The 18,022-nt window shown below is 38.5% G+C and carries 18 protein-coding genes, 1 pseudogene and 1 riboswitch; of the genes and pseudogenes, 4 read left to right on the forward strand and 15 right to left on the reverse strand.

The window, feature by feature from the left end; translation table 11 throughout:
* Window positions 1-2: 2 nt before the first annotated feature.
* The 3 genes from ACZ43M_RS19190 to ACZ43M_RS19200 form a co-directional block, all read right to left on the reverse strand.
* The gene (locus ACZ43M_RS19190) at window positions 3-290 is read right to left on the reverse strand and encodes a hypothetical protein (RefSeq protein WP_464504117.1); all 288 of its coding nucleotides are present in this window, start codon (window positions 288-290) and stop codon (window positions 3-5) included.
* On the reverse strand, window positions 287-655 hold the full coding sequence (locus ACZ43M_RS19195; protein ID WP_464504118.1) for a hypothetical protein: 369 nt from the start codon (window positions 653-655) through the stop codon (window positions 287-289). Before ACZ43M_RS19195 ends, ACZ43M_RS19190 begins: the two co-directional genes overlap by 4 nt.
* Window positions 656-883: 228 nt before the next feature.
* Window positions 884-1,171 (reverse strand): 3-isopropylmalate dehydrogenase, encoded by a 288-nt coding sequence (locus ACZ43M_RS19200; protein WP_464504119.1) that lies wholly within the window; start codon window positions 1,169-1,171, stop codon window positions 884-886.
* Window positions 1,172-1,968: 797 nt separating this feature from the next.
* Here ACZ43M_RS19200 and ACZ43M_RS19205 point away from each other — a divergent pair.
* Together ACZ43M_RS19205 and ACZ43M_RS19210 are read left to right on the forward strand one after the other, a co-directional pair.
* Window positions 1,969-2,562, forward strand: coding sequence for a recombinase family protein (locus tag ACZ43M_RS19205; protein WP_464504120.1), 594 nt, complete (start codon window positions 1,969-1,971; stop codon window positions 2,560-2,562).
* Window positions 2,562-2,771 (forward strand): hypothetical protein, encoded by a 210-nt coding sequence (locus ACZ43M_RS19210; RefSeq protein WP_464504121.1) that lies wholly within the window; start codon window positions 2,562-2,564, stop codon window positions 2,769-2,771. The genes ACZ43M_RS19205 and ACZ43M_RS19210 overlap by 1 nt, the downstream gene beginning before the upstream one ends.
* A gap of 863 nt (window positions 2,772-3,634) precedes the next feature.
* Here the strand turns inward: ACZ43M_RS19210 and ACZ43M_RS19215 are convergent.
* Window positions 3,635-5,173: a recombinase family protein gene (locus ACZ43M_RS19215; RefSeq protein WP_464504122.1), complete on the reverse strand. Its 1,539-nt coding sequence runs from the start codon at window positions 5,171-5,173 to the stop codon at window positions 3,635-3,637.
* Window positions 5,174-5,228: 55 nt separating this feature from the next.
* Here ACZ43M_RS19215 and ACZ43M_RS19220 point away from each other — a divergent pair.
* Window positions 5,229-5,588 (forward strand): annotated as a pseudogene (locus ACZ43M_RS19220) (manganese catalase family protein); the annotation flags it as partial.
* Between the two features lie 33 nt (window positions 5,589-5,621).
* On the opposite strand, the gene ACZ43M_RS19225 reads toward ACZ43M_RS19220, so the two are convergent.
* From ACZ43M_RS19225 to ACZ43M_RS19245, 5 genes are all read right to left on the reverse strand, one after another.
* Window positions 5,622-6,077, reverse strand: coding sequence for a DUF2663 family protein (locus ACZ43M_RS19225; protein ID WP_464504123.1), 456 nt, complete (start codon window positions 6,075-6,077; stop codon window positions 5,622-5,624).
* Between the two features lie 1,071 nt (window positions 6,078-7,148).
* Complete coding sequence (locus ACZ43M_RS19230; RefSeq protein WP_464504124.1) at window positions 7,149-7,856, reverse strand: LysM peptidoglycan-binding domain-containing protein; 708 nt, start codon at window positions 7,854-7,856, stop codon at window positions 7,149-7,151.
* Window positions 7,849-8,460, reverse strand: coding sequence for a lysostaphin resistance A-like protein (locus ACZ43M_RS19235; RefSeq protein ID WP_464504125.1), 612 nt, complete (start codon window positions 8,458-8,460; stop codon window positions 7,849-7,851). Before ACZ43M_RS19235 ends, ACZ43M_RS19230 begins: the two co-directional genes overlap by 8 nt.
* Complete coding sequence (locus ACZ43M_RS19240) at window positions 8,457-9,962, reverse strand: RecQ family ATP-dependent DNA helicase (protein ID WP_464504126.1); 1,506 nt, start codon at window positions 9,960-9,962, stop codon at window positions 8,457-8,459. The genes ACZ43M_RS19235 and ACZ43M_RS19240 overlap by 4 nt, the downstream gene beginning before the upstream one ends.
* Window positions 9,953-10,999 carry a YpbB family protein gene (locus ACZ43M_RS19245; RefSeq protein WP_464504127.1) on the reverse strand — a complete coding sequence of 349 codons (1,047 nt, stop codon included), beginning with the start codon at window positions 10,997-10,999 and terminating at the stop codon, window positions 9,953-9,955. The genes ACZ43M_RS19240 and ACZ43M_RS19245 overlap by 10 nt, the downstream gene beginning before the upstream one ends.
* Before the next feature lie 243 nt (window positions 11,000-11,242).
* On the opposite strand from ACZ43M_RS19245, the gene ACZ43M_RS19250 reads away from it, so the two are divergent.
* Window positions 11,243-11,491 carry a ferredoxin gene (locus ACZ43M_RS19250; protein WP_042355233.1) on the forward strand — a complete coding sequence of 83 codons (249 nt, stop codon included), beginning with the start codon at window positions 11,243-11,245 and terminating at the stop codon, window positions 11,489-11,491.
* Between the two features lie 109 nt (window positions 11,492-11,600).
* On the opposite strand, the gene ACZ43M_RS19255 is transcribed toward ACZ43M_RS19250, so the two are convergent.
* The 6 genes from ACZ43M_RS19255 to ACZ43M_RS19280 form a co-directional block, all read right to left on the reverse strand.
* Entirely contained in the window at window positions 11,601-12,164 is a 564-nt protein-coding gene (locus ACZ43M_RS19255) for an ECF transporter S component (protein ID WP_464508068.1), read from the reverse strand.
* Between the two features lie 171 nt (window positions 12,165-12,335).
* Window positions 12,336-12,467: riboswitch (FMN riboswitch) on the reverse strand.
* A gap of 142 nt (window positions 12,468-12,609) precedes the next feature.
* Entirely contained in the window at window positions 12,610-13,359 is a 750-nt protein-coding gene (locus ACZ43M_RS19260; protein ID WP_464504128.1) for a peptidoglycan DD-metalloendopeptidase family protein, read from the reverse strand.
* A 166-nt stretch (window positions 13,360-13,525) separates the two neighbouring features.
* Window positions 13,526-14,692: a hypothetical protein gene (locus ACZ43M_RS19265; RefSeq protein ID WP_464504129.1), complete on the reverse strand. Its 1,167-nt coding sequence runs from the start codon at window positions 14,690-14,692 to the stop codon at window positions 13,526-13,528.
* Window positions 14,667-15,218, reverse strand: a complete 552-nt coding sequence (gene sigX / locus ACZ43M_RS19270) for an RNA polymerase sigma factor SigX (RefSeq protein ID WP_464504130.1) — start codon at window positions 15,216-15,218, stop codon at window positions 14,667-14,669. The genes ACZ43M_RS19265 and sigX overlap by 26 nt, the downstream gene beginning before the upstream one ends.
* A 206-nt stretch (window positions 15,219-15,424) precedes the next feature.
* A complete protein-coding gene (locus ACZ43M_RS19275) occupies window positions 15,425-17,209 on the reverse strand; it encodes an ATP-binding protein (RefSeq protein WP_464504131.1) in 1,785 nt (594 codons plus the stop codon).
* A complete protein-coding gene (locus ACZ43M_RS19280; protein WP_464504132.1) occupies window positions 17,206-17,922 on the reverse strand; it encodes a response regulator transcription factor in 717 nt (238 codons plus the stop codon). The genes ACZ43M_RS19275 and ACZ43M_RS19280 overlap by 4 nt, the downstream gene beginning before the upstream one ends.
* Between the last annotated feature and the right edge of the window lie 100 nt (window positions 17,923-18,022).

The raw sequence follows: 18,022 nt of genomic DNA on the forward strand, positions 1-18,022 counted from the left end.
CCTTATTCCTCAGATTTCGCACTTTCAAAAACCTTTTTCATTCCAACACGAACCCCAACGTTATAGCCATTGTCATAAGCTAGTTTCATTGCTGTTTTTTCATCCTCAGATAGTTCCCTGTCTATGTAATCCTCAATGTGATTCCTTACAGCTAAAATCATATCGTCAGTGGGTTTCCCTGAGTGGAAATGGTTCTTAGATAGGTAATGTAAAAAGTCAATTCTGTCACCATTAGTCATATTTTTCATGGCTTCAATCATTTGGTCGGCTGTCATTGGTTTATTACTCATTTCTTACCCTGCCTTACTTCCAATTCATGTTCGTACTCAACTTCTAGGGATTCTATATCAATAAAGTCAATAGTCATTTTAAGAACTTTTCCACTTTCTAAAAGCCTAGCACCCCATAAGCGAACAGCCTTATTTATATTGTCGTCTTGAAAAGTAATTTGAACTGTTCTTATTTCCCCTTCTTCACCCTGTTCGTGATGAATCCAGCACTCTTTAAATTCAATAGACTTTTCAGGCTGTTTAAGTACATAGTCATACATTACTTTTTCTAATTCAGGAAAAGCCAATCCTTCATTTTCTAAACAGATCAATTCAAATTCACCAAAATTAGTGAAATGATATATTAACTTAGGTTCTGTGGTCATTGGTCAAACTCCTTTTTATTTCCATTATATCAGTAGTGGGAAAATCTAACTATCCTTAAAAGTTTTTAAAAATCCCTCAAAATTATTTTTAAAGGAATGGCTATCCCTATTTTTGCAAAAACCCTAAGGACACCCCCTCTACAGCGAATCGAGTAAGACAATCCCCCATAAAGCTAAAGTTAATTGCGTTAGAATCGCAATCTCAGACACGCCTTATACGCAAACGAATCATATTTTTCTATACTTTTTTACTACAGTTACTACAATTGCGATAAGGAAAACAATGATACTATTGAATAATAAATATTGTGCTAGTTGCATTCCATAAAATATTGCAAAAGCATCACGAATAATAAATACTGCTATTGCACCACCAATTGCACCAAATAAAACTGCTGATAACAATATTATTAAAGCAGCAAGATATAAATTTTTCTTTTTTTTGTAGAATATAAAGCCAATGATATTTGCAATAACGATAAAAACACCCATAAGCGGTAATAAGAAATCAGCCATTTAAATCCCTCCCTATTTTCAAATCAATCTCTAACCATTATACAATAAATTATAATTAAAGACCCTCAGTAACCCCAATGTTTACCAGTAAATATTTTGAAACCGAAATCTATATTTTCCATCCACCAGACCGACCCCTGAGACACCCCCCGTCCCCCCTGTATACCCCCTTCCAGCTATCACCATTGACAGTTTGTTCACCTTATGTTATAGGCGTGATCTATCTTATCTATCATTCATTGTTTGTTTTCCTTTTCTTTGTTGTTTGTTGTTCTGTTCGTTCTTCCATTCGTTCTCGTTCTGTTGCTGTTGTTGTCCTCGTGTCGTTCGCCTTGTCGTTGTCTGTTGCCTCGCTGTGGGCGTGGTGTTGCCCTCGTGTGGCGTTGTGGTTCTTACTATGCCATTGCTGGTAGCGGTGCTGTATGGCTTGTCTGTGAGGCTGTGGTGAGGCGTGTATATAGGTGCTGTGCTATGGCGGTGCGGTGGCTGTGAGGCGTACCCTATACCCTTCTTTATTAGCCCACCCTATACCCTTTACTTATGACAAACACTTTTGATTGTAGCCCACCCTTTGTTATTGCGTTGCTGGTAGCGGTCAATCAATAATGTTGAGTATTGATCGGTTTAATAGAACCCCATTTCCCTAAAAAAATACCTCTAAAGAAAATGCCTATAAAAAAATATCGTATCAAAATGTCTACACTTATTGACACTATGAAAAAATGGCTTTATTATAGGATTCATACAGTATCAAAAAGTCGTATCAAATAGAATCTAAGAAAATGGGGTTAAAAACAATGATTTATGGCTATGCAAGGGTATCAACTAATAAACAAGAACTTGACATTCAAATTAAGGCACTAAAAGAAAATGGTGCTACTAAGATATATAAAGAAAAGATCAGTGGGGCAAAGGCTGATAGAAAAGAATTAAGTAAGCTGTTGGAAGTAATTAAAGCTGGTGACACTCTTTTAGTAACTAAGGCTGATCGTATAGCACGTTCCCTGTCACAGCTTGAAAAGATCGTCACAGATTTAACTAATCGTGGTGTAGCGGTTCATATATTAAACATGGGAATGTTTACAGCTGAGACAATGGAAAACCCTATGACAAAACTTCTATTCAATGTTTTAGGTGCATTTGCTGAGTTTGAACGTTCTATGATACTTGAAAGAACTCAGGAAGGCATTAAGGACGCTAAAGAAAAAGGTGTCAAGTTTGGTAGGAAGTCAAAGAAATACGTTATAGAAGGTTCTTTATTACACGCTATTGAACAGGTTGAAGCTGGTACAATGTCACAGCCTGAGGGTGCTGAATTTGCTGGCTGTAGTGTTGCTACATTCAAAAGGCGATTAAAGGAATATAGAGAAAATAAAGAGGTGGCTAAATAATGGACAAGAAAACACTAAAATTATATAAAGAAAATGGCGAATTTGTCATTGAGAGGGTTAATCAATTTAATCATGCTGTAAAGCGGTTCTTTATCACTGAGGACGGTTTAAAAGAAGGACTAGACGCTTACCAGCCTGTTATCAATGAATACGAATTAGGCGTATCTGAGGACTTGTGGGCTTTGGTGATCAATCACTTAAATAAATAGGAAACTGTAAAGGCTGGTATTGCACCGGTCTTTTTATTTTGGGCTAGTCTATTGTGCTAAAAAATAGTTCTGAGGTGACTGTGTAAAACAGGCAAGCAAGCGTTATTTGCCCAAAAAATCACAGCTATTAAAGACCACAAATATAGAGTTTTCAAGGCTTTGATGATTTTCCCCCATTGTGCAACGTGTGACTAATAACACCGATAAACGTTGATTTTATAAGGTGGTTAATCACAATTTTTAATAATCCCTATATGGTGGTATTATAAACCTCCATAAAGCCTGATTTTATAGGGCTGTTAATCACAATAATAACCTTGTGACTTTAACCAACTAAAAAGCCTTATATATCAAGGGTTCACAGTATTTAATAATCACAGCAAAGGTAACGGAACAGTGATTAACAATCTTAGCTATTAAAACCCCATGCACAAACTCAGGTTCTAAGGACTAACTTTTTTATGAATGTGACTAAAATGTGAACAGCCTCAGCCTTACAGCCACAAGGGTTTCAGCGTTTTGCAATAAATTACCTAAATTATTTTAAAAAAGTGCCTGTAAAGTGGGGGTGGTTGCCACACTATAATATATAAATAACTAAAAGATAAAAGATATACCTTACGGGTGCTTCGCACAACATAACTAATAAATAACTAATAATTATAAATGATAGCTATGATAGTAATAAATAATATAATTACTTCTTAAATAGCATGGCATGACGCAAGGAATGACATGGCGTAAGCAATATAACCTTTAACAGTAATACCAGTATATCTTTTCCTTTTCCCCTTAATGGCTTAGGCTGTTGAGGGGGTTTTCTTTTTGTCCATTTTTAGCATAAAAAAAGAGAAGTAATCCAATTACTCCCCTGACTGTCCTTTGTAATGTATTTTCATTTCAATCTCTGCCTTATAATCTCCTACCCTATTATATTCAATATGGTCAATTAGAGACGTTAACAGGTGATTTATTTCCTTTGTTTCTAAATCTGACGTACCTTCTAGGAGTTGTTTCAGCTTGTCAAGAACAGCCTGTAACTCGTCTATTTTCTCGTCCTTAGTTTTAGTATCTAATCGCTTAATTTGTTCCTCAATATAATCCTTTTGAGTTTTTAGCTGTTTAATCTCTTTTTGGGCTTCATCCTCTGTATATATCTCAGCTATAAAGCCCTTCTGTACTCTTTTAATACTAGCCTCAATCTTTTTAATATTAGCTGTTAGAATAGCTTTTTCATCAGCGGGATTTTGCGTTTCATCATGTTTGATGTTTTGTTTTATATCTTCTAAATACAGTTCTAGCTGTTTAACGAACTGACCAAACTTTGCAAAGAAAACCTGTTCAAACTGATCTAATCTTACACCTTTGTTCTCGCATACTGTATAAGAACCGTCATCTTTATAATTTCTTGTTTGACAAGAAGTAACCCTTAATTCTTTTCCTTTTCTCCTTTGAAAGCTGTGAGTTCTTCCACAAAAACTACATTTAATTAAGCCTGTAAAGATCACCTTACCAATCCTCGCACTAGGTGGCTTTGTTAGTCTGCCTTCTCTAATATCTTTTGCCTTTTCCCAATCCTCAGGGGCTATAATAGGTTCATGGGCGTTCTCAATAACAATTTGATCACTTTCCTCAGTCTTAAACTGTTTTGGGGCACCTGAGGGCTTTTTCTCCACTTTAGAAACCTTTGTTTTACCATAGATAACAGTACCTTTGTAAACAGGGTTTGCTAACACTACAGATATTCTTGCCTTATTCCATTTTGAACCTGTTGGGGTTACTATACCTTCTAGGTCAAAAACTCTTTCAATATCTGTAGAGGATTTTCCTGACAGATATAAGTTATAAATTCTTTTTATTATTGGTGCATTTTCATCAGGTACTAGCTTTTTGGTTTTATGGTCATAGCTGTAACCTACAGGAGTTTTTCCACCTACCCAATTACCTTCTTTAGCAGATTGTCTTTTACCCCTTACCAATCTTTTCTTAATGTTTAGATATTCCTGTTTTGCTACAATGGATTGCATATCACTCATTAAGTCATCTTCTTGTGAAGCATAGTCATATATTTTAGTGGATGTAACAACCTGAACCCCATAGTTAGTTAGAACTTCTTTTATCTGTGCGAAACCTACTGTAGTTCTTGAAAGTCTGTCTTGGTCTGTAATAACAATTGCGTCATAGTGATATGATTGTACCTTTTCAAGCATTTTATTAAGTTCAGGTCTGTTAATATCCTGTGATGAACCTACCTCTTGAAATACCTCAAATTCCCAATTGTTTTCAACGCATTTATCAACAAGAAAAGCTAACTGTCTTTGCAAAACTTCCTCAGTTTCATCAGGTCTTGATTTTCTGCTGTATATCGCAACCTTCTTAATTTTGTTTATCGTCTGTGTCATGCTGTCACCTCAAAAGTCTATAAATGTTGATGTAACAATATTTTAACATGGTTGCATTTTGGTTTCAATATATAAACTCACGAAAGACGCCACACCGGATCAAATGAAAGCAGCGGGCCTCGGAGACCATTATGCCGACCATGATAAAGCACTATATTACCATAATGCTGCCGGTGTTCCATGGACCGCAACTTACATTCAAGCGAAGGGCGATCCGATCGCTGACCTTTACGAAGATATCGCCGCTGAAGAAAAAGCAAGGGCAACCTACCAATGGATCATAAATATGAGTGACGATCCTGATTTAAATGATGGCCTGCGCTTTTTGCGGGAAAGAGAAATCGTCCATTCACAACGATTCCGTGAAGCTGTAGAAATACTGAAAGATGAACAGGGAAAGAAGCAGATATTTTAGTGTGAGAATAGGAAGCAGCTAAAAGCCTGCTTCTTATTTATTTTCATGATAGAGGTTAATGTCATAATTTTTTTTCATCATTTCAAAAATAAGATGGCGGTTCTTCCAGTCCTCTTCCTTTTTCCATAAATCTTTGCTTTTATCGACAATTTCCTTCCGTAACTCCTGGTACTCCTTTTCCTTTTTTTCCTTCTGCTGCTTTAACACATTCATTGATCCTAAGCCAATAATTGTTAACGCAAACATAAAAACGGACAGAGTGTCATCAAGCGTTGCAGAAAACATCGCGAAAAAAGAATAGGAATACTGTTTCGCTATAGTAATATAAAAATTGCCAAAAAAAATGACTGCACATGCAAGCGTCAGATAGATCGCTAAAAAATGCCGCTTTTCTGCAATGTCGAACTTCTCTTTCCGCTTTCTCACATTTTCTAGCATTTGCTTTGTCGCTTCATCAGTATGGTTTAATAACCGGATTGGAGTATCCATTTTTATCCCTCCACTTCTCCGTATATACTTATGAACTTGTCCGAACGAATATGATTTTTTGGATAAAAAAATGATCTTTAAGAACTCAGGTTTATGGAGAAAGCGTATTTTCATTGGAAGAATCAAAAAAACTTACCCATGCTAATGGGCCTGTTGATATCCGCTCCAGGTGCTTCGCTTTCCGCGGGCGTGCCGGGAAGCCTCCTCGGCGCTGAAGCGCCTGCGGGGTCTTCCCTGCCCCGTACTCCCGCAGGAGTCTTCGCACCTTCCGCTCCAATCAACAGGGAAGAATTAAACCTAAAATATTGCAACACACTTTTTTCCTTCCTATTTTATTTGTTATAAAATTTTTTCTGATGAGTGCAAAAATGTAGATTGTGGGGCTAAATCTCATATTTATACTCAAGTGTTTTCAACAATTATTTATCGTGGTAATCATACAAGAATTTGCTATTCGCGATCCGGATGAAGGACATTTACCTTATTGTGCAACTCACTTTCAGCCTTTCATTGCACTGATGAAGGACAATTTACTTGTTGCACAACATAGTTTTGTTTTTCATTGCATTGATGAAGGACATATTTCTTGTTGCACAGCCTAGTTTTGTCTTTCATTGCGCTGATGAAGGACATTTTTCTTTTTGCACAGCCTGGTTAGTCTTTTATTGCACAAATGAAGGCAATGTTTCTTGTTAATGACCAATTTTTTTAAATTCATATGAGGTTAGCTAAGTTTAATTGATTTTGTAAGTTGCCTCTTGTCTAACATTGATTTCCACAAAATTTTTTTATTATTTATTAGTCGTGTGAAGTAATCATTTTAATTAAAACCCTGTTGATTTGTACGGAAGGCGCGAAGACTCCTGCGGGAGTACGGGACAGGGGAGACCCCGCAGGCGCTTCAGCGCCGAGGAGGCTTCCCGGCACGCCCGCGGAAAGCGAAGCGCCTGGAGTACAAATCAACAGACATATCGCATAAATCATTTTATACAACAAATTTCGCGGCTTATTAAATTAGAAAAAAGGCTGTCGAAGGTTCGACAGCCTGCAGATTTTGGGAAAAATCGCTTTCTAATTCAATGGAATTTTTAACATTTGGCCTTCCATAATTTCTTCGCTTGTCAGACCATTGGCTTTTTTGATAATTTCCATGCCTTTTTGGCTATTATAATATTTCATCGACAGCCTGAATAAGGTTTCTTTTGGCTGAACTTTATGATAAATGATTTTTGACTTTGTTTGATTGACCGGAGTCTTTTTTATCGGTTGGCTATTTTTATCAGTAGACGTTCCGCTTACTGGTGCAGCCTCACTGCCTGTGTTTTGCGCGGCCGCACCATCATTATTTTCGGCAGGCTGGGCTGTTACAGGCTGAGAGTCAGGAGTGGTTTCTTCTGCTTCAGTGGATTCCTGATTCTCTTGCTGGGCTGCAGGCTGAGTTTCTTCTTCCTCGGCTTTTTTTGTTTCCTCTGATTTTGTTTCGAGATTAATAGTTTCATAACCGACAGGATCATTGCTTGCTGGCTCTGACACTGGGCTCTTTTTGCCATCAAGGTAGGAAATAACACTAAAGATAATGACAGGCATAAGGATAAAGAACAAGACTAAAATCCGAATAACTGGATATTTCAGCTTCCACTTCACTTTTGTCTTTCTTTCACGATGAAGCTGTTCTCTTGGCGGCAGCTCATCACCTGATAGTTCAATTGCTTCATTAATTTTTTCAATCCGTTTTTTTAATCGTTCTGCTTGTTCTCTATATGGTTCTTCTTTATTCACAAGGCTCTGCTCCTTCCTGCTGATTCGGGACTTTCGACTGTCTAAATTTTATATAAATTCCCAAGAGAAAATCAATGATAAAATGCATGGTAATCGTAACAGCCAAATTGTCAGTCCATTCATATATCGCCCCAATTACAAAGCTAAGTGTGACAATATTGGCAAATAAAAACCAATTAAACAGATACCGATAATGTATAATCGCAAAAATCAAACTAGCAAAGATAAGACCAACTTTCGTTTGAATGATCCCCCGAAACAATAGCTCCTCACTAAAGGCGACAAGCGCAGCGATGCACAGGATATGAAGAGCATTGCGCTTTTTAAATATTCGTTCGTTTAAACCGCCATCATCATAATAATGCCGAGGAAGAGAATTCATTAGAATAAAATCCAGGATAACGACCGCCACCCCGGCGGGAATACCAATTAAGACGATATTCCTGTCATCAAAACGAATCTGGTTTAAATAAGAAAAATGATCAAAGAAGATTATTCCTAAAATAAACGAAATCGCAAGCAAAATAATTTGCGTCATATATAGATGAAAAAGGAGTTCCTTGTCCGATAGACTTTTAATTAGTTCATTATATTTATGCTTCATTCCCTCAACTCGCTGTTGATTAATATTTTGCCAAGATAATCCTCCCATGTCTCTTCCCTTGTTTTGGATGATCGTTGCGGAACAACAGCTAGAAATTGGCTAAGCTGTATTTTGCAGCGGTCGCAGCATGGCTGAACCTTATCAAACAACTTTTCTCCAAAGTAATGTAAAAGATTTTGACGCCTGCAAAGATCGGAATCAAGCCATTGCTTAAATCGGAAAATATCAGCTTTCTTTGCAGTCAATCGGCTCAAAATAAATTCCCGAACATTTTCCCGCAATTGCTCGAGCGATACGGCATGGGAATATTGATGAAGCAAATCCATAATCACACGCCATTGCACTTCAGAAAAGCCGCCCTGCTCCCTTAATTCCTTGTTCATTAATAGTTGTTTGTTCAACTGTCGTTGTTCCATGAAGAGTCTGGAAAATAGCCAATCTAGTTGCTGTTCTGATGGCAATTCACTCTCTACAAGAGAGAGCGGCAGATGTTCATCACCAGGTGAGTATAATAAAACGGCTACACTTGGATTGCCATCACGGCCTGCCCGGCCCATTTCTTGTATATAAGATTCTATTTGCATGGGCATGTGATAGTGAATGACAAAGCGTATATTTTCTTTGTTTATTCCCATTCCAAATGCACTAGTCGCACAGATGACATCAAGCTGATTATGGATAAATTGCTCCTGAATCAATACTCTTGTATTTTGATCCATTCCTCCATGATAATAACCAGCCTCACAAATACCTTTTTCTACAAGTAAAGCTGCCATTTGTTCAGCGGCTTTTTTACTGGAAAAATAAATAACCCCTGGTTTTTCCAGTTTCCTTACTAGGTCTATGATGCGGCTTTCTTTATCCTTGTAGTCAGCAATTTCTTCTACACAGATGGCAATATTAGGACGGTCAATCGACGCAATCACCTTAGTGACATTGTCCAAATCCAAGGATTGAATGATATCCTCACGCACTTTTTTTGTGGCCGTTGCAGTCAATGCCAAGGTTAAAGGATTACCTAATTGATTGCGGATTTCTCCTAATTTAGAATAATCGGGGCGGAAATCATAACCCCACTGAGAAATACAATGGGCCTCGTCAACAACAAATAAGGAGAGCTTAATCTGCCCTAAGATTCCGAGAATATAGGGAATCCGCAGCATTTCCGGCGAGATAAAAATAAATTTATACCTGCTTATGTGGCGAAGGACTCGATTTTTTTCCTCTAGTGACAGGAAGGAATTTAAAGCAACAACCCGTTTTTCACCAAACCGTTTAAACTGCTCCACTTGATCTTGCATGAGAGAAAGCAGCGGGGAGACGATCAATATTTGTCCGTCGAACACATATCCCGGAAGCTGATAGCAAAGTGATTTCCCGGTACCTGTCGGTAGCATAGCCATCGTATGCTGCCCTGAAAGCAAGGAGGAAATCACTTCTTTTTGTCCCGTTTTAAAACTGTGAAAACCAAAGTGTTTTAATAAGAGGCCTTCTAATTCCATGTTATCTCACCATATTTCGCCAGCACTAACCTTATTTGAAAGTAACTTGCCCTTTTTACGTTATCCCTGATAACTTTTAATTGTCGTGTTCCTTGCTGACGTGAAATTTCTAAGATCTCAGTCTGCAGTTCTCGGTCGACATAATCATCAATTTGGAAATGATTGATGCTTAGTGCGAACTCGACAAGGTGATCTTCAATCGTACTCTGTTTCAAACTTCTTAATCTGGCTATCATCTCGGGCGTATATCCTTGAACTAAGAGATTCCAAGTTTTTCGTGATGAGATGGTTAATTCGCCATTGTCTGAAAATCCTTGAAGCAAAAAAGCCAGTAAAGGGTATTGCTCGTGATTTGCTCTAATTTTTTGAATGATGTAATGCAAAGAATGAATAAATTCGAGAAGATAATCTAAAAAATTTAGTTTCAATTTTTTGGCCGCTTGCTCGGCGGTTAAGCCAATTTGCTGAAATCCGGTCAAACGGAACACCACAGCTGATGGGTTCATTCCCTCTGCCCCACTGAAGCAATTTGTCAATTCCTCGTATAAATGGCGGCTAAATTCTTTCCTTGTAACTAAAGATTCTTTTAGCACTGTCTTAATCCAGGCATGAACGGGTGGACTTTTTTGAATAGGGATATAATTTGCCTCACCATATTCAAGATTTGAAGCAACTTGAACTAGCAAGGATAAACGTTCCCATACCGGCTCCGTCATCTGATGATACTCCCAACCGTTCAAATAAATGGGAATTCCAAATCTTTGCAAAGCTGACTCACCCGACGGAGCAGGGATAAACCTCTGTCGGCCACAGTCCATAATCAGTTCTTTATCAAGCATGCCAGCAATTATATCTTCAAAATCCTCCCGTGATAAAGGCTCCAAAATACCAAAAAATTGTTTTATGGAAAATAGATGAGCATCTTGAATGGTCTGGGATGATTTTTTTCCTTTTAGAAGGTGAAAAATAGAATAAATTGTTCTTTCATTCTTGATGTTCCGTAAACAATGCAGGATGATTATTTCTATTTGCATCATACTCATCACCACTCTTTTATTCCTACGACAAATTCCCTTTTATTTTAACATGAATTTCCCATGTTGGCTGTCATAAAATGTAGAAGTTTGAGAAATACACCATTCAGCGTGTTGATAGTCATTTTTTCTATTGAAAAGTTATCGGTTCAGTCTTACAATAGATATGAGAAAAGCGTTTTCCTTTTTACAAATTGGAAAATGTGCAACAATAATATTGTTATTTTACTGGGAGGTATTTTTTTCATGGCAAAGTATACGATTGTTGATAAGGAAACTTGCATCGCTTGTGGCGCATGCGGAGCTGCAGCTCCAGATATCTACGATTACGACGATGAGGGTATTGCATTTGTAACCCTTGACGATAACGAAGGAATCGTTGAAATTCCGGATGTATTAATCGATGACATGATGGATGCATTTGAAGGCTGCCCAACTGATTCGATTAAAGTTGCTGACGAGCCATTTGATGGCAACCCAACTAAATTTGAATAATTAAAAAGTTAACTCTTTAAGCTACTGATACCCGTCTGAAATAGACGGGTTTTTATTATATTTATAAAAAAACAGAGGCTGTAAATTGACAGCCCCTGTTTCGTATACATTAACTTTTTACGGTGGAAATTTTATTTAACCATGTCTGCATTCTAACGAATAACAGCATAAAAATAATGGACATCAAAATTCCTTTAATAATATTAAAAGGCAAAATTCCCGGTATAACGTAGCTGCGGAAATCAGGTAATCCCATCAGTGTGGTATATGCCGGTAAAATGAAAAAGTAATTTAACACACTCATCATCACTGCCATCGTTATCGTTCCGACTATTAGAGCCAACGTCATGCCTTTTTTTGTTTTTAATCTGTTATAAATATAATATGTCGGCAAAATAAACAACGTTCCTGCTGCAAAATTTGCAATATGACCTACTGGAATGCCAGTCGGACTCCCTTTCATTACAAAGTCAAGCAGATTTTTGAATAACTCAACAAGAATTCCAGCAACTGGACCAAAAACTAATGCTGCAATTAATCCCGGTATATCACTAAAATCAACTAACAGGAAACCTTGGAATGGTGGCAGCGGAAAGTTTAGCAGCATTAATAAATACGCAATACTACTCAACATTGCAATAGAAACCATTACTTTAACTTTTGTGTTTTTCATTTTTTTCACTCTTCCTCTCTCCTTTTTTTTGATCCATCACGTTAGGAAGAGAGGTTCAGCAAAACCACGCCTAAAAATAAAACTCCCTCAAGAAGCAACGCTTGAGGGAGTAAACAAAGGCACGCTTAATAAACATTCGTAAACAGAAAATTTTTCGAATGTCTGCAGAACCTCCATCTTCTCCCATCCAGACTATACTGTCGGCTTTGGAATCTCACCAAATCCTGCCAAAGCGGCTCGCGGGCTCAAGAGTTACACTCTAATACCGCCGGTCGGGAATTACACCCTGCCCCGAAGATAGATCGATATGAAATTACAACTTTATTATACTGGAAAAAGGCAGTTTTGTTAAGTGAAACATTTTTGTACATTAGGTAACAATTCTCCGAGTAATACGAAATTAGAAAAACCGGAGGTATAAACATACCTCCGGGTAATGGAATGGTCAGTGAATAATTAACACTTGATTTGGTATAATCAGGTCTGAAGTCAGGTGGTTAAGTTCTTTTATTCTAGCGACTGAGACGTTTACTTTTACAGCAATTGCAGACAACGTATCGCCATTTTTCACTCTATAACGTTCAGACACTGGTACAGGCGCTTCCTCTTCTAGCAATGGCCTTAATTGGGCACTTGCCTCCAGTACATCTCTGCCCATTGCGGCGATTCCACCCTGAACGGTTTCACCTACTGCCATTTTTCCTAACAGCATTTCTGGATTGAATGCGAATCTTTTATCATATCGCCATTCAAGTTGATGGGCTTCAAAATGAAGATGGGTTCCGGTAGCACGTCCGGTTTTTCCCATATTCCCAATTTTCTCACCCTGTCTAATAGGTTGTCCTACGGTAACAAGGCGTTTGTTCAAGTGGGCGTACACTGTCACAAAATTACTTGGATGTTTGATAAAAATAACATTTCCATATGTAGTAGAGTAGTATGATTTGACTACTTGTCCATCCTCAACTGCAAGAATTGGAGTATTCATATTTCCAGCAATATCAATTCCCTTGTGGTTGCCATGCCTTGTTCCATATGTATCGGAGATCACCCCGTCCGCTGGCCATACCCAATGTTCCTTTCCTTTTACTTCCCCGGCAGCTGCAGCCTGTGAGTGCCGACCACCCAAAAATAACAAGCTGACACAAATTGCCATAATGATGGCAATTATAAACCTCCGCAAATAGTCACGCATTCTTCCAAATTCCTCCTTAATACTTGTCCTCTCCTCACCATATGTTGCCTTACTCGCGTTTAGAACAATGGGTCAAGAGAGGAATGGTCCGACCATACTTGTTATAATTTGGAGAGTATTGCTTTTTTATACATAAAAAAATCAACCAAAGCGGTTGATTTTTTATTTATTTTGTTTCCCGCAAATTAGGGGCTACAGGCACTTTAATTTCTTGTGTAAGGTCAAAAGGTCCAATTTTTTCAACAGGAGGATTATTGACAATTACTTTTTCAAAACCGAATTCTTTTGCTGTGAGCAGGATGGCCTCAAGTGACCACAGGGTCATTTGGTCAACTTTTAAATTTGTATCTTCTTTAAACGTAAGCGTTAATGTTTGATCGCTGGTTGAAACCTCATCTATAACCAGAGTTACTTCCTGTAGATTTTGTGGTTCGATCGGTGAGCCCATCGCTCGTAATGCAGCCTGAATATCGTTATATGGCTCTGGAGAAGGTACTAAAAATGGTACATCTTTTCCGTTTGGATAATAAAAAAAGTAGGCGTGATTTTTCACAGGATTAACTGGTAGTTCGGTATAATAATCGTTGCCCATTTCAAGCCCGGATTCTCCGTTTGTGGTAAATTTAATCATTTTGGCACTGCTATTGGAAGCAACATTATTATTTATTGAATTAATAAAGGCAAGTTCATTTGCGCTGCCTTGGGCATATAGATGGCCTGCCGGTACGTCAACAATGATATTTTCACCGGTTTTGTCATAACTCAAGGATGCCTTGAGCGGATAATAATCAGTCAAGCCCCACTCTGTTTCTTGAAGTTTTGCCATATTTTCATTAAAGAGTGTCAACCAATCTTTCCCATCTGTGTTATTGACAATTGTTGATATCGGGATCAGGTTCTGTGCCTGGTCATCAGGTACCCAGTAGGTTAACACGGCGGCATCCTTTATCGCATCATCATAGACTGCAGTTGTGGAAATTTCCTCATTTTTCAACTGTGCTTTTTCCATGGTATATGTTTGGTCCTGCTGTGCATCGCCATTTGCTATACCGCTGGAATTGTTATCCTCTCTGGCAACCTTCGCATCTTGGGTGGCTTCCTGTTTAGCATTATCTCGAGAATATTGATTGTTATCCATGAATTTGGGAACTAAAATAAAAAACAGAAATAAGGCCGCAGCAGTTGCAATACCTGGCAAAAGCCAAGGGATTTTTTTACGCCGTTTAAACGGAAGGTTTTGATAAATGTCTCTCGGATGGCGATAGTCTTCTATTTTCGGCATTTCCTGTATTAGTTCTATGAGCTCTTCATCGCTCCACTCCGACTTTTTCACTAGTCTGTCCCTCCTTTACATGAAAATTTTCCATTTGCTTCTTTAACACTTTTAATGCCCGATGTTGGGTTGTTTTCACTTTACTTTCAGTCCAGCCCAATGACTCGGCAGTTTCGGCAATCGAAAGATCGTGAATAAAACGGAGAATGACGACAGCGCGCTGATCGACAGTACAATAATCCAAGCATTGATAAACCCACTTAATTTCTTCACGTTGAACTGCAATTTCCTCCGGAATTGGATAATCGTCCTTTACCTGATTTGTAGACCAATCAAATTTTTCAAGGATTCTATCTTTCCAGCCTTTTTGTTTGCGGAAGAAGTCAATTGCGACGTTTCTGGCAATGGAAAATAGCCATGTTTTTTCGCTGCTCTTTCCTTCAAACCGATGGTATGATTTGAAAACTCTTATATAGACTTCCTGGACAAGATCTTCTGCTTGTTCCCTGTTTCTGACCATGTAGAATAAAAATTGAAAGACATCATGATGATATTTTTGATAAAGTTCATCGAAAACGGAGTCCATTCATTTCCCCTCCCCGTTCATTATTAATAGTCGAGGTTTATGTATAAAAGGTTACACTCTTAAATAAATATAGACTTTTTTTAAATAAAAGGGAAGGTATTTAATGGATTCTCCCTATAATCATAGGAAAAAGAAAAACTCATCCAAAAAGGATGAGTTTGTTTCTCGTGAATCAAGAGAAATCGGGAAAATAGCCGCTATTTTTACTATTTTCGAGGTAGTATAAAGGAAAATGTCGTTCCTTGGCCCATTTTACTATTAACAGAAATATGACCATGATGAGCTTCTATAATATTTTGGGCGATAGCCAGTCCAAGCCCCGTTCCTGCCCTTCCTCTTGTTCTGGCTTTATCGGCTTTGTAGAAGCGCTCGAATACAAATGGCAAATCCTCTTCGGGAATACCTGAGCCGGAATCTTTTACTTCCATTCTGATTCCCTTCTCGTCAAGGTAGGCACTCAAAATGACTGAACCGTCCGATGGTGTGTGTCTGATCGCGTTGTCAATCAAATTGGTCAGCACCTGCTCAATCCGATCAGGGTCCATGGTAAATGACTCCAAACTATCTTCCATTTCAGCGCGCAGATAGATGCCATTTTCCTTCGCTAACCCTTGGAACTTGTGAATGATTCGGTTGATGAAAGCTTCCAAATTAACCTCTTCCATTGTTAATTGAATATGCCCTGCCTCCATGCGTGCCAAATCGAGCAGTTCATTGACAAGCCGGCCCATACGGAGCGATTCGTCATAAATAACCTTTGCCATTTCACGTTTTTCTTCCTGAGATTCCGCAATATCATCCACAATCGCCTCGCTGTACCCTTGCAGCATCGAAATCGGCGTGCGAAGTTCATGAGAGACGTTAGCAATAAAGTCTTTCCTCATTTTCTCCAGCAGCCTTTCCTCGGTCATATCCCTGAGAACAGCAACAGCACCACGGATAAATTGATTACTATATAGCGGACTAACAATAATCACCCAATGTCTTCCTTGAAGTGTAACTTCCCCAATCTGCTCCTTTTCGGTATCAACAGATTTTTGAAAAAGGTCCATTGCCTCTGATGGAATTTCCTCAGCCCCGGTCCCGGAGCCGCCTTTTTCATAATACCAATATTGCAGAAAACGGTCCGCTGGCGGATTCGTAATCAAAATTGTTCCATCACGATTAAAGGTAATGACACCATCAGCCATGCTGCTTAGAATACTTGCCAGCTGCTCCTTTTCCTGATTAAGGGCATTCATGTTAAATTTTAATTGCCGGCCCATTTGATTGAAGGCAGTTGCCAGCTCACCAATTTCATCATGAGTCAGAATCGGGACTTTCGTATCAAACTTGCCTCTTGCCACTTCGAATGCTGCTTCTCGCATCTTTCTTAGTGGCGCAGTAATTCTTGTTGAAAGGAAGAAGGCAAAGATTGTCGTTAAAATAATGGCAACTCCTGCAACAAGCAGGATAAATTTTGTTGCTTCCCGGGATGTTTGCTGCATCACTTCCAAGGATTGATAAATAAACACAGCCCCTGTTTCCTTACCTGGCAGATGGAGCGGAACACCGATAATTGAATAATTGGCATCGCTGCTTTCGCCATTCTGTTTAGAACCCAAATTCGAGATTTTTTCAACCGTCTTATTTTCCTCAAAAACCTTCGATAATTCAGAGTCCTGCTTAATATCGGCAAGCGATAATTTTATTCCCTTTTCACTGTTGGGGGAATAATAGACCTCGTGGTCATTCTTGACAACCACCACTTTTGTTACCTGATCGACAATTTCCCATGATATTTCTAAGCCAAGCTGCAGTTCCTCATTTGGATGTTGCTCAAGGACACTGGCGATTTTTTCAGCCGTATGAGTCAGGTCATTTTTCGTTTCAAGGATATTATAATTCTGAAAGAACTCGAGGAGCATAACTGTTAAAATAAACAGTACAAATGAAACTAGTAGAATAATGGTAAACCACAGTTTACCTACTACACTTCGTAAAAAGGTCATTCATTTGTTACCTCAAATTTGTAACCTACTCCCCATACTGTTACAATCATTCTTGCCGCCTGTTCTGATACCTTGTTCAGTTTTTCGCGTAGACGCTTAACATGGGTATCAACGGTTCGTAGATCACCGAAGAATTCATAATGCCAAACCTCTTTTAACAGTTGTTCGCGGTCGAATACTTTATCCGGCGCTTTTGCAAGGAAATATAACAGTTCATACTCTTTCGGTGTTAAGCTAACCTCTTTGCCGTCAGCGGTAACACGATGTGCATCATTGTCGATTGTCAGATGCGGGAATACAATAACATCCTTGGTGGTGGTTTCAGTTTGCAGATAAGTTGTCTGTGAAGATCTTCTTAGAATGGCCTTAACCCTTAGAACGACTTCCCGCGGGCTGAATGGCTTTACAATATAATCATCGGTTCCAACTTCAAAGCCCTGAACACGATTCACTTCTTCACCTTTTGCTGTTAACATGATTACAGGGGTAGCCTTTTTTTCACGCAGTTCGCGGCAAACCTCAATCCCGTCCTTGCCAGGCATCATCAGGTCAAGGAGAATGACATCGTAGTCATTATTCAACGCTTTTGTTAAAGCTTCATTTCCGTCCTCAGCTTCATCAATGATAAAATCTTCCCGCTCCAAGTACATTTTTAATAAGCGGCGAATTCTTTCTTCATCGTCAACTACTAAAATCTTTACGTCTTTTTCCATTATTAATCCCCCCATGTTGTTTATTTTACAAAATGGTGTTAGTTTTTGCTATATGTTGAATGCTAATAACTACCTTAAAAAGTGTCAATAATTTGACAAT

This window comes from Neobacillus sp. B24 (assembly GCF_055381825.1).

What these genes read in the sequence shown, in the direction of transcription:
- ACZ43M_RS19195 (WP_464504118.1), bottom strand. Translation starts at nt 655, where the DNA reads ATGACCACAGAACCTAAGTTAATATATCATTTCACTAATTTTGGTGAA.
- ACZ43M_RS19190 (WP_464504117.1), bottom strand. Translation starts at nt 290, where the DNA reads ATGAGTAATAAACCAATGACAGCCGACCAAATGATTGAAGCCATGAAA.
- ACZ43M_RS19205 (WP_464504120.1), top strand. Translation starts at nt 1,969, where the DNA reads ATGATTTATGGCTATGCAAGGGTATCAACTAATAAACAAGAACTTGAC.
- ACZ43M_RS19235 (WP_464504125.1), bottom strand. Translation starts at nt 8,460, where the DNA reads ATGAAGCATAAATATAATGAACTAATTAAAAGTCTATCGGACAAGGAA.
- ACZ43M_RS19250 (WP_042355233.1), top strand. Translation starts at nt 11,243, where the DNA reads ATGGCAAAGTATACGATTGTTGATAAGGAAACTTGCATCGCTTGTGGC.
- sigX (WP_464504130.1), bottom strand. Translation starts at nt 15,218, where the DNA reads ATGGACTCCGTTTTCGATGAACTTTATCAAAAATATCATCATGATGTC.
- ACZ43M_RS19215 (WP_464504122.1), bottom strand. Translation starts at nt 5,173, where the DNA reads ATGACACAGACGATAAACAAAATTAAGAAGGTTGCGATATACAGCAGA.
- ACZ43M_RS19260 (WP_464504128.1), bottom strand. Translation starts at nt 13,359, where the DNA reads ATGCGTGACTATTTGCGGAGGTTTATAATTGCCATCATTATGGCAATT.
- ACZ43M_RS19240 (WP_464504126.1), bottom strand. Translation starts at nt 9,962, where the DNA reads ATGGAATTAGAAGGCCTCTTATTAAAACACTTTGGTTTTCACAGTTTT.
- ACZ43M_RS19200 (WP_464504119.1), bottom strand. Translation starts at nt 1,171, where the DNA reads ATGGCTGATTTCTTATTACCGCTTATGGGTGTTTTTATCGTTATTGCA.
- ACZ43M_RS19210 (WP_464504121.1), top strand. Translation starts at nt 2,562, where the DNA reads ATGGACAAGAAAACACTAAAATTATATAAAGAAAATGGCGAATTTGTC.
- ACZ43M_RS19275 (WP_464504131.1), bottom strand. Translation starts at nt 17,209, where the DNA reads ATGACCTTTTTACGAAGTGTAGTAGGTAAACTGTGGTTTACCATTATT.
- ACZ43M_RS19255 (WP_464508068.1), bottom strand. Translation starts at nt 12,164, where the DNA reads ATGAAAAACACAAAAGTTAAAGTAATGGTTTCTATTGCAATGTTGAGT.
- ACZ43M_RS19280 (WP_464504132.1), bottom strand. Translation starts at nt 17,922, where the DNA reads ATGGAAAAAGACGTAAAGATTTTAGTAGTTGACGATGAAGAAAGAATT.
- ACZ43M_RS19245 (WP_464504127.1), bottom strand. Translation starts at nt 10,999, where the DNA reads ATGATGCAAATAGAAATAATCATCCTGCATTGTTTACGGAACATCAAG.
- ACZ43M_RS19225 (WP_464504123.1), bottom strand. Translation starts at nt 6,077, where the DNA reads ATGGATACTCCAATCCGGTTATTAAACCATACTGATGAAGCGACAAAG.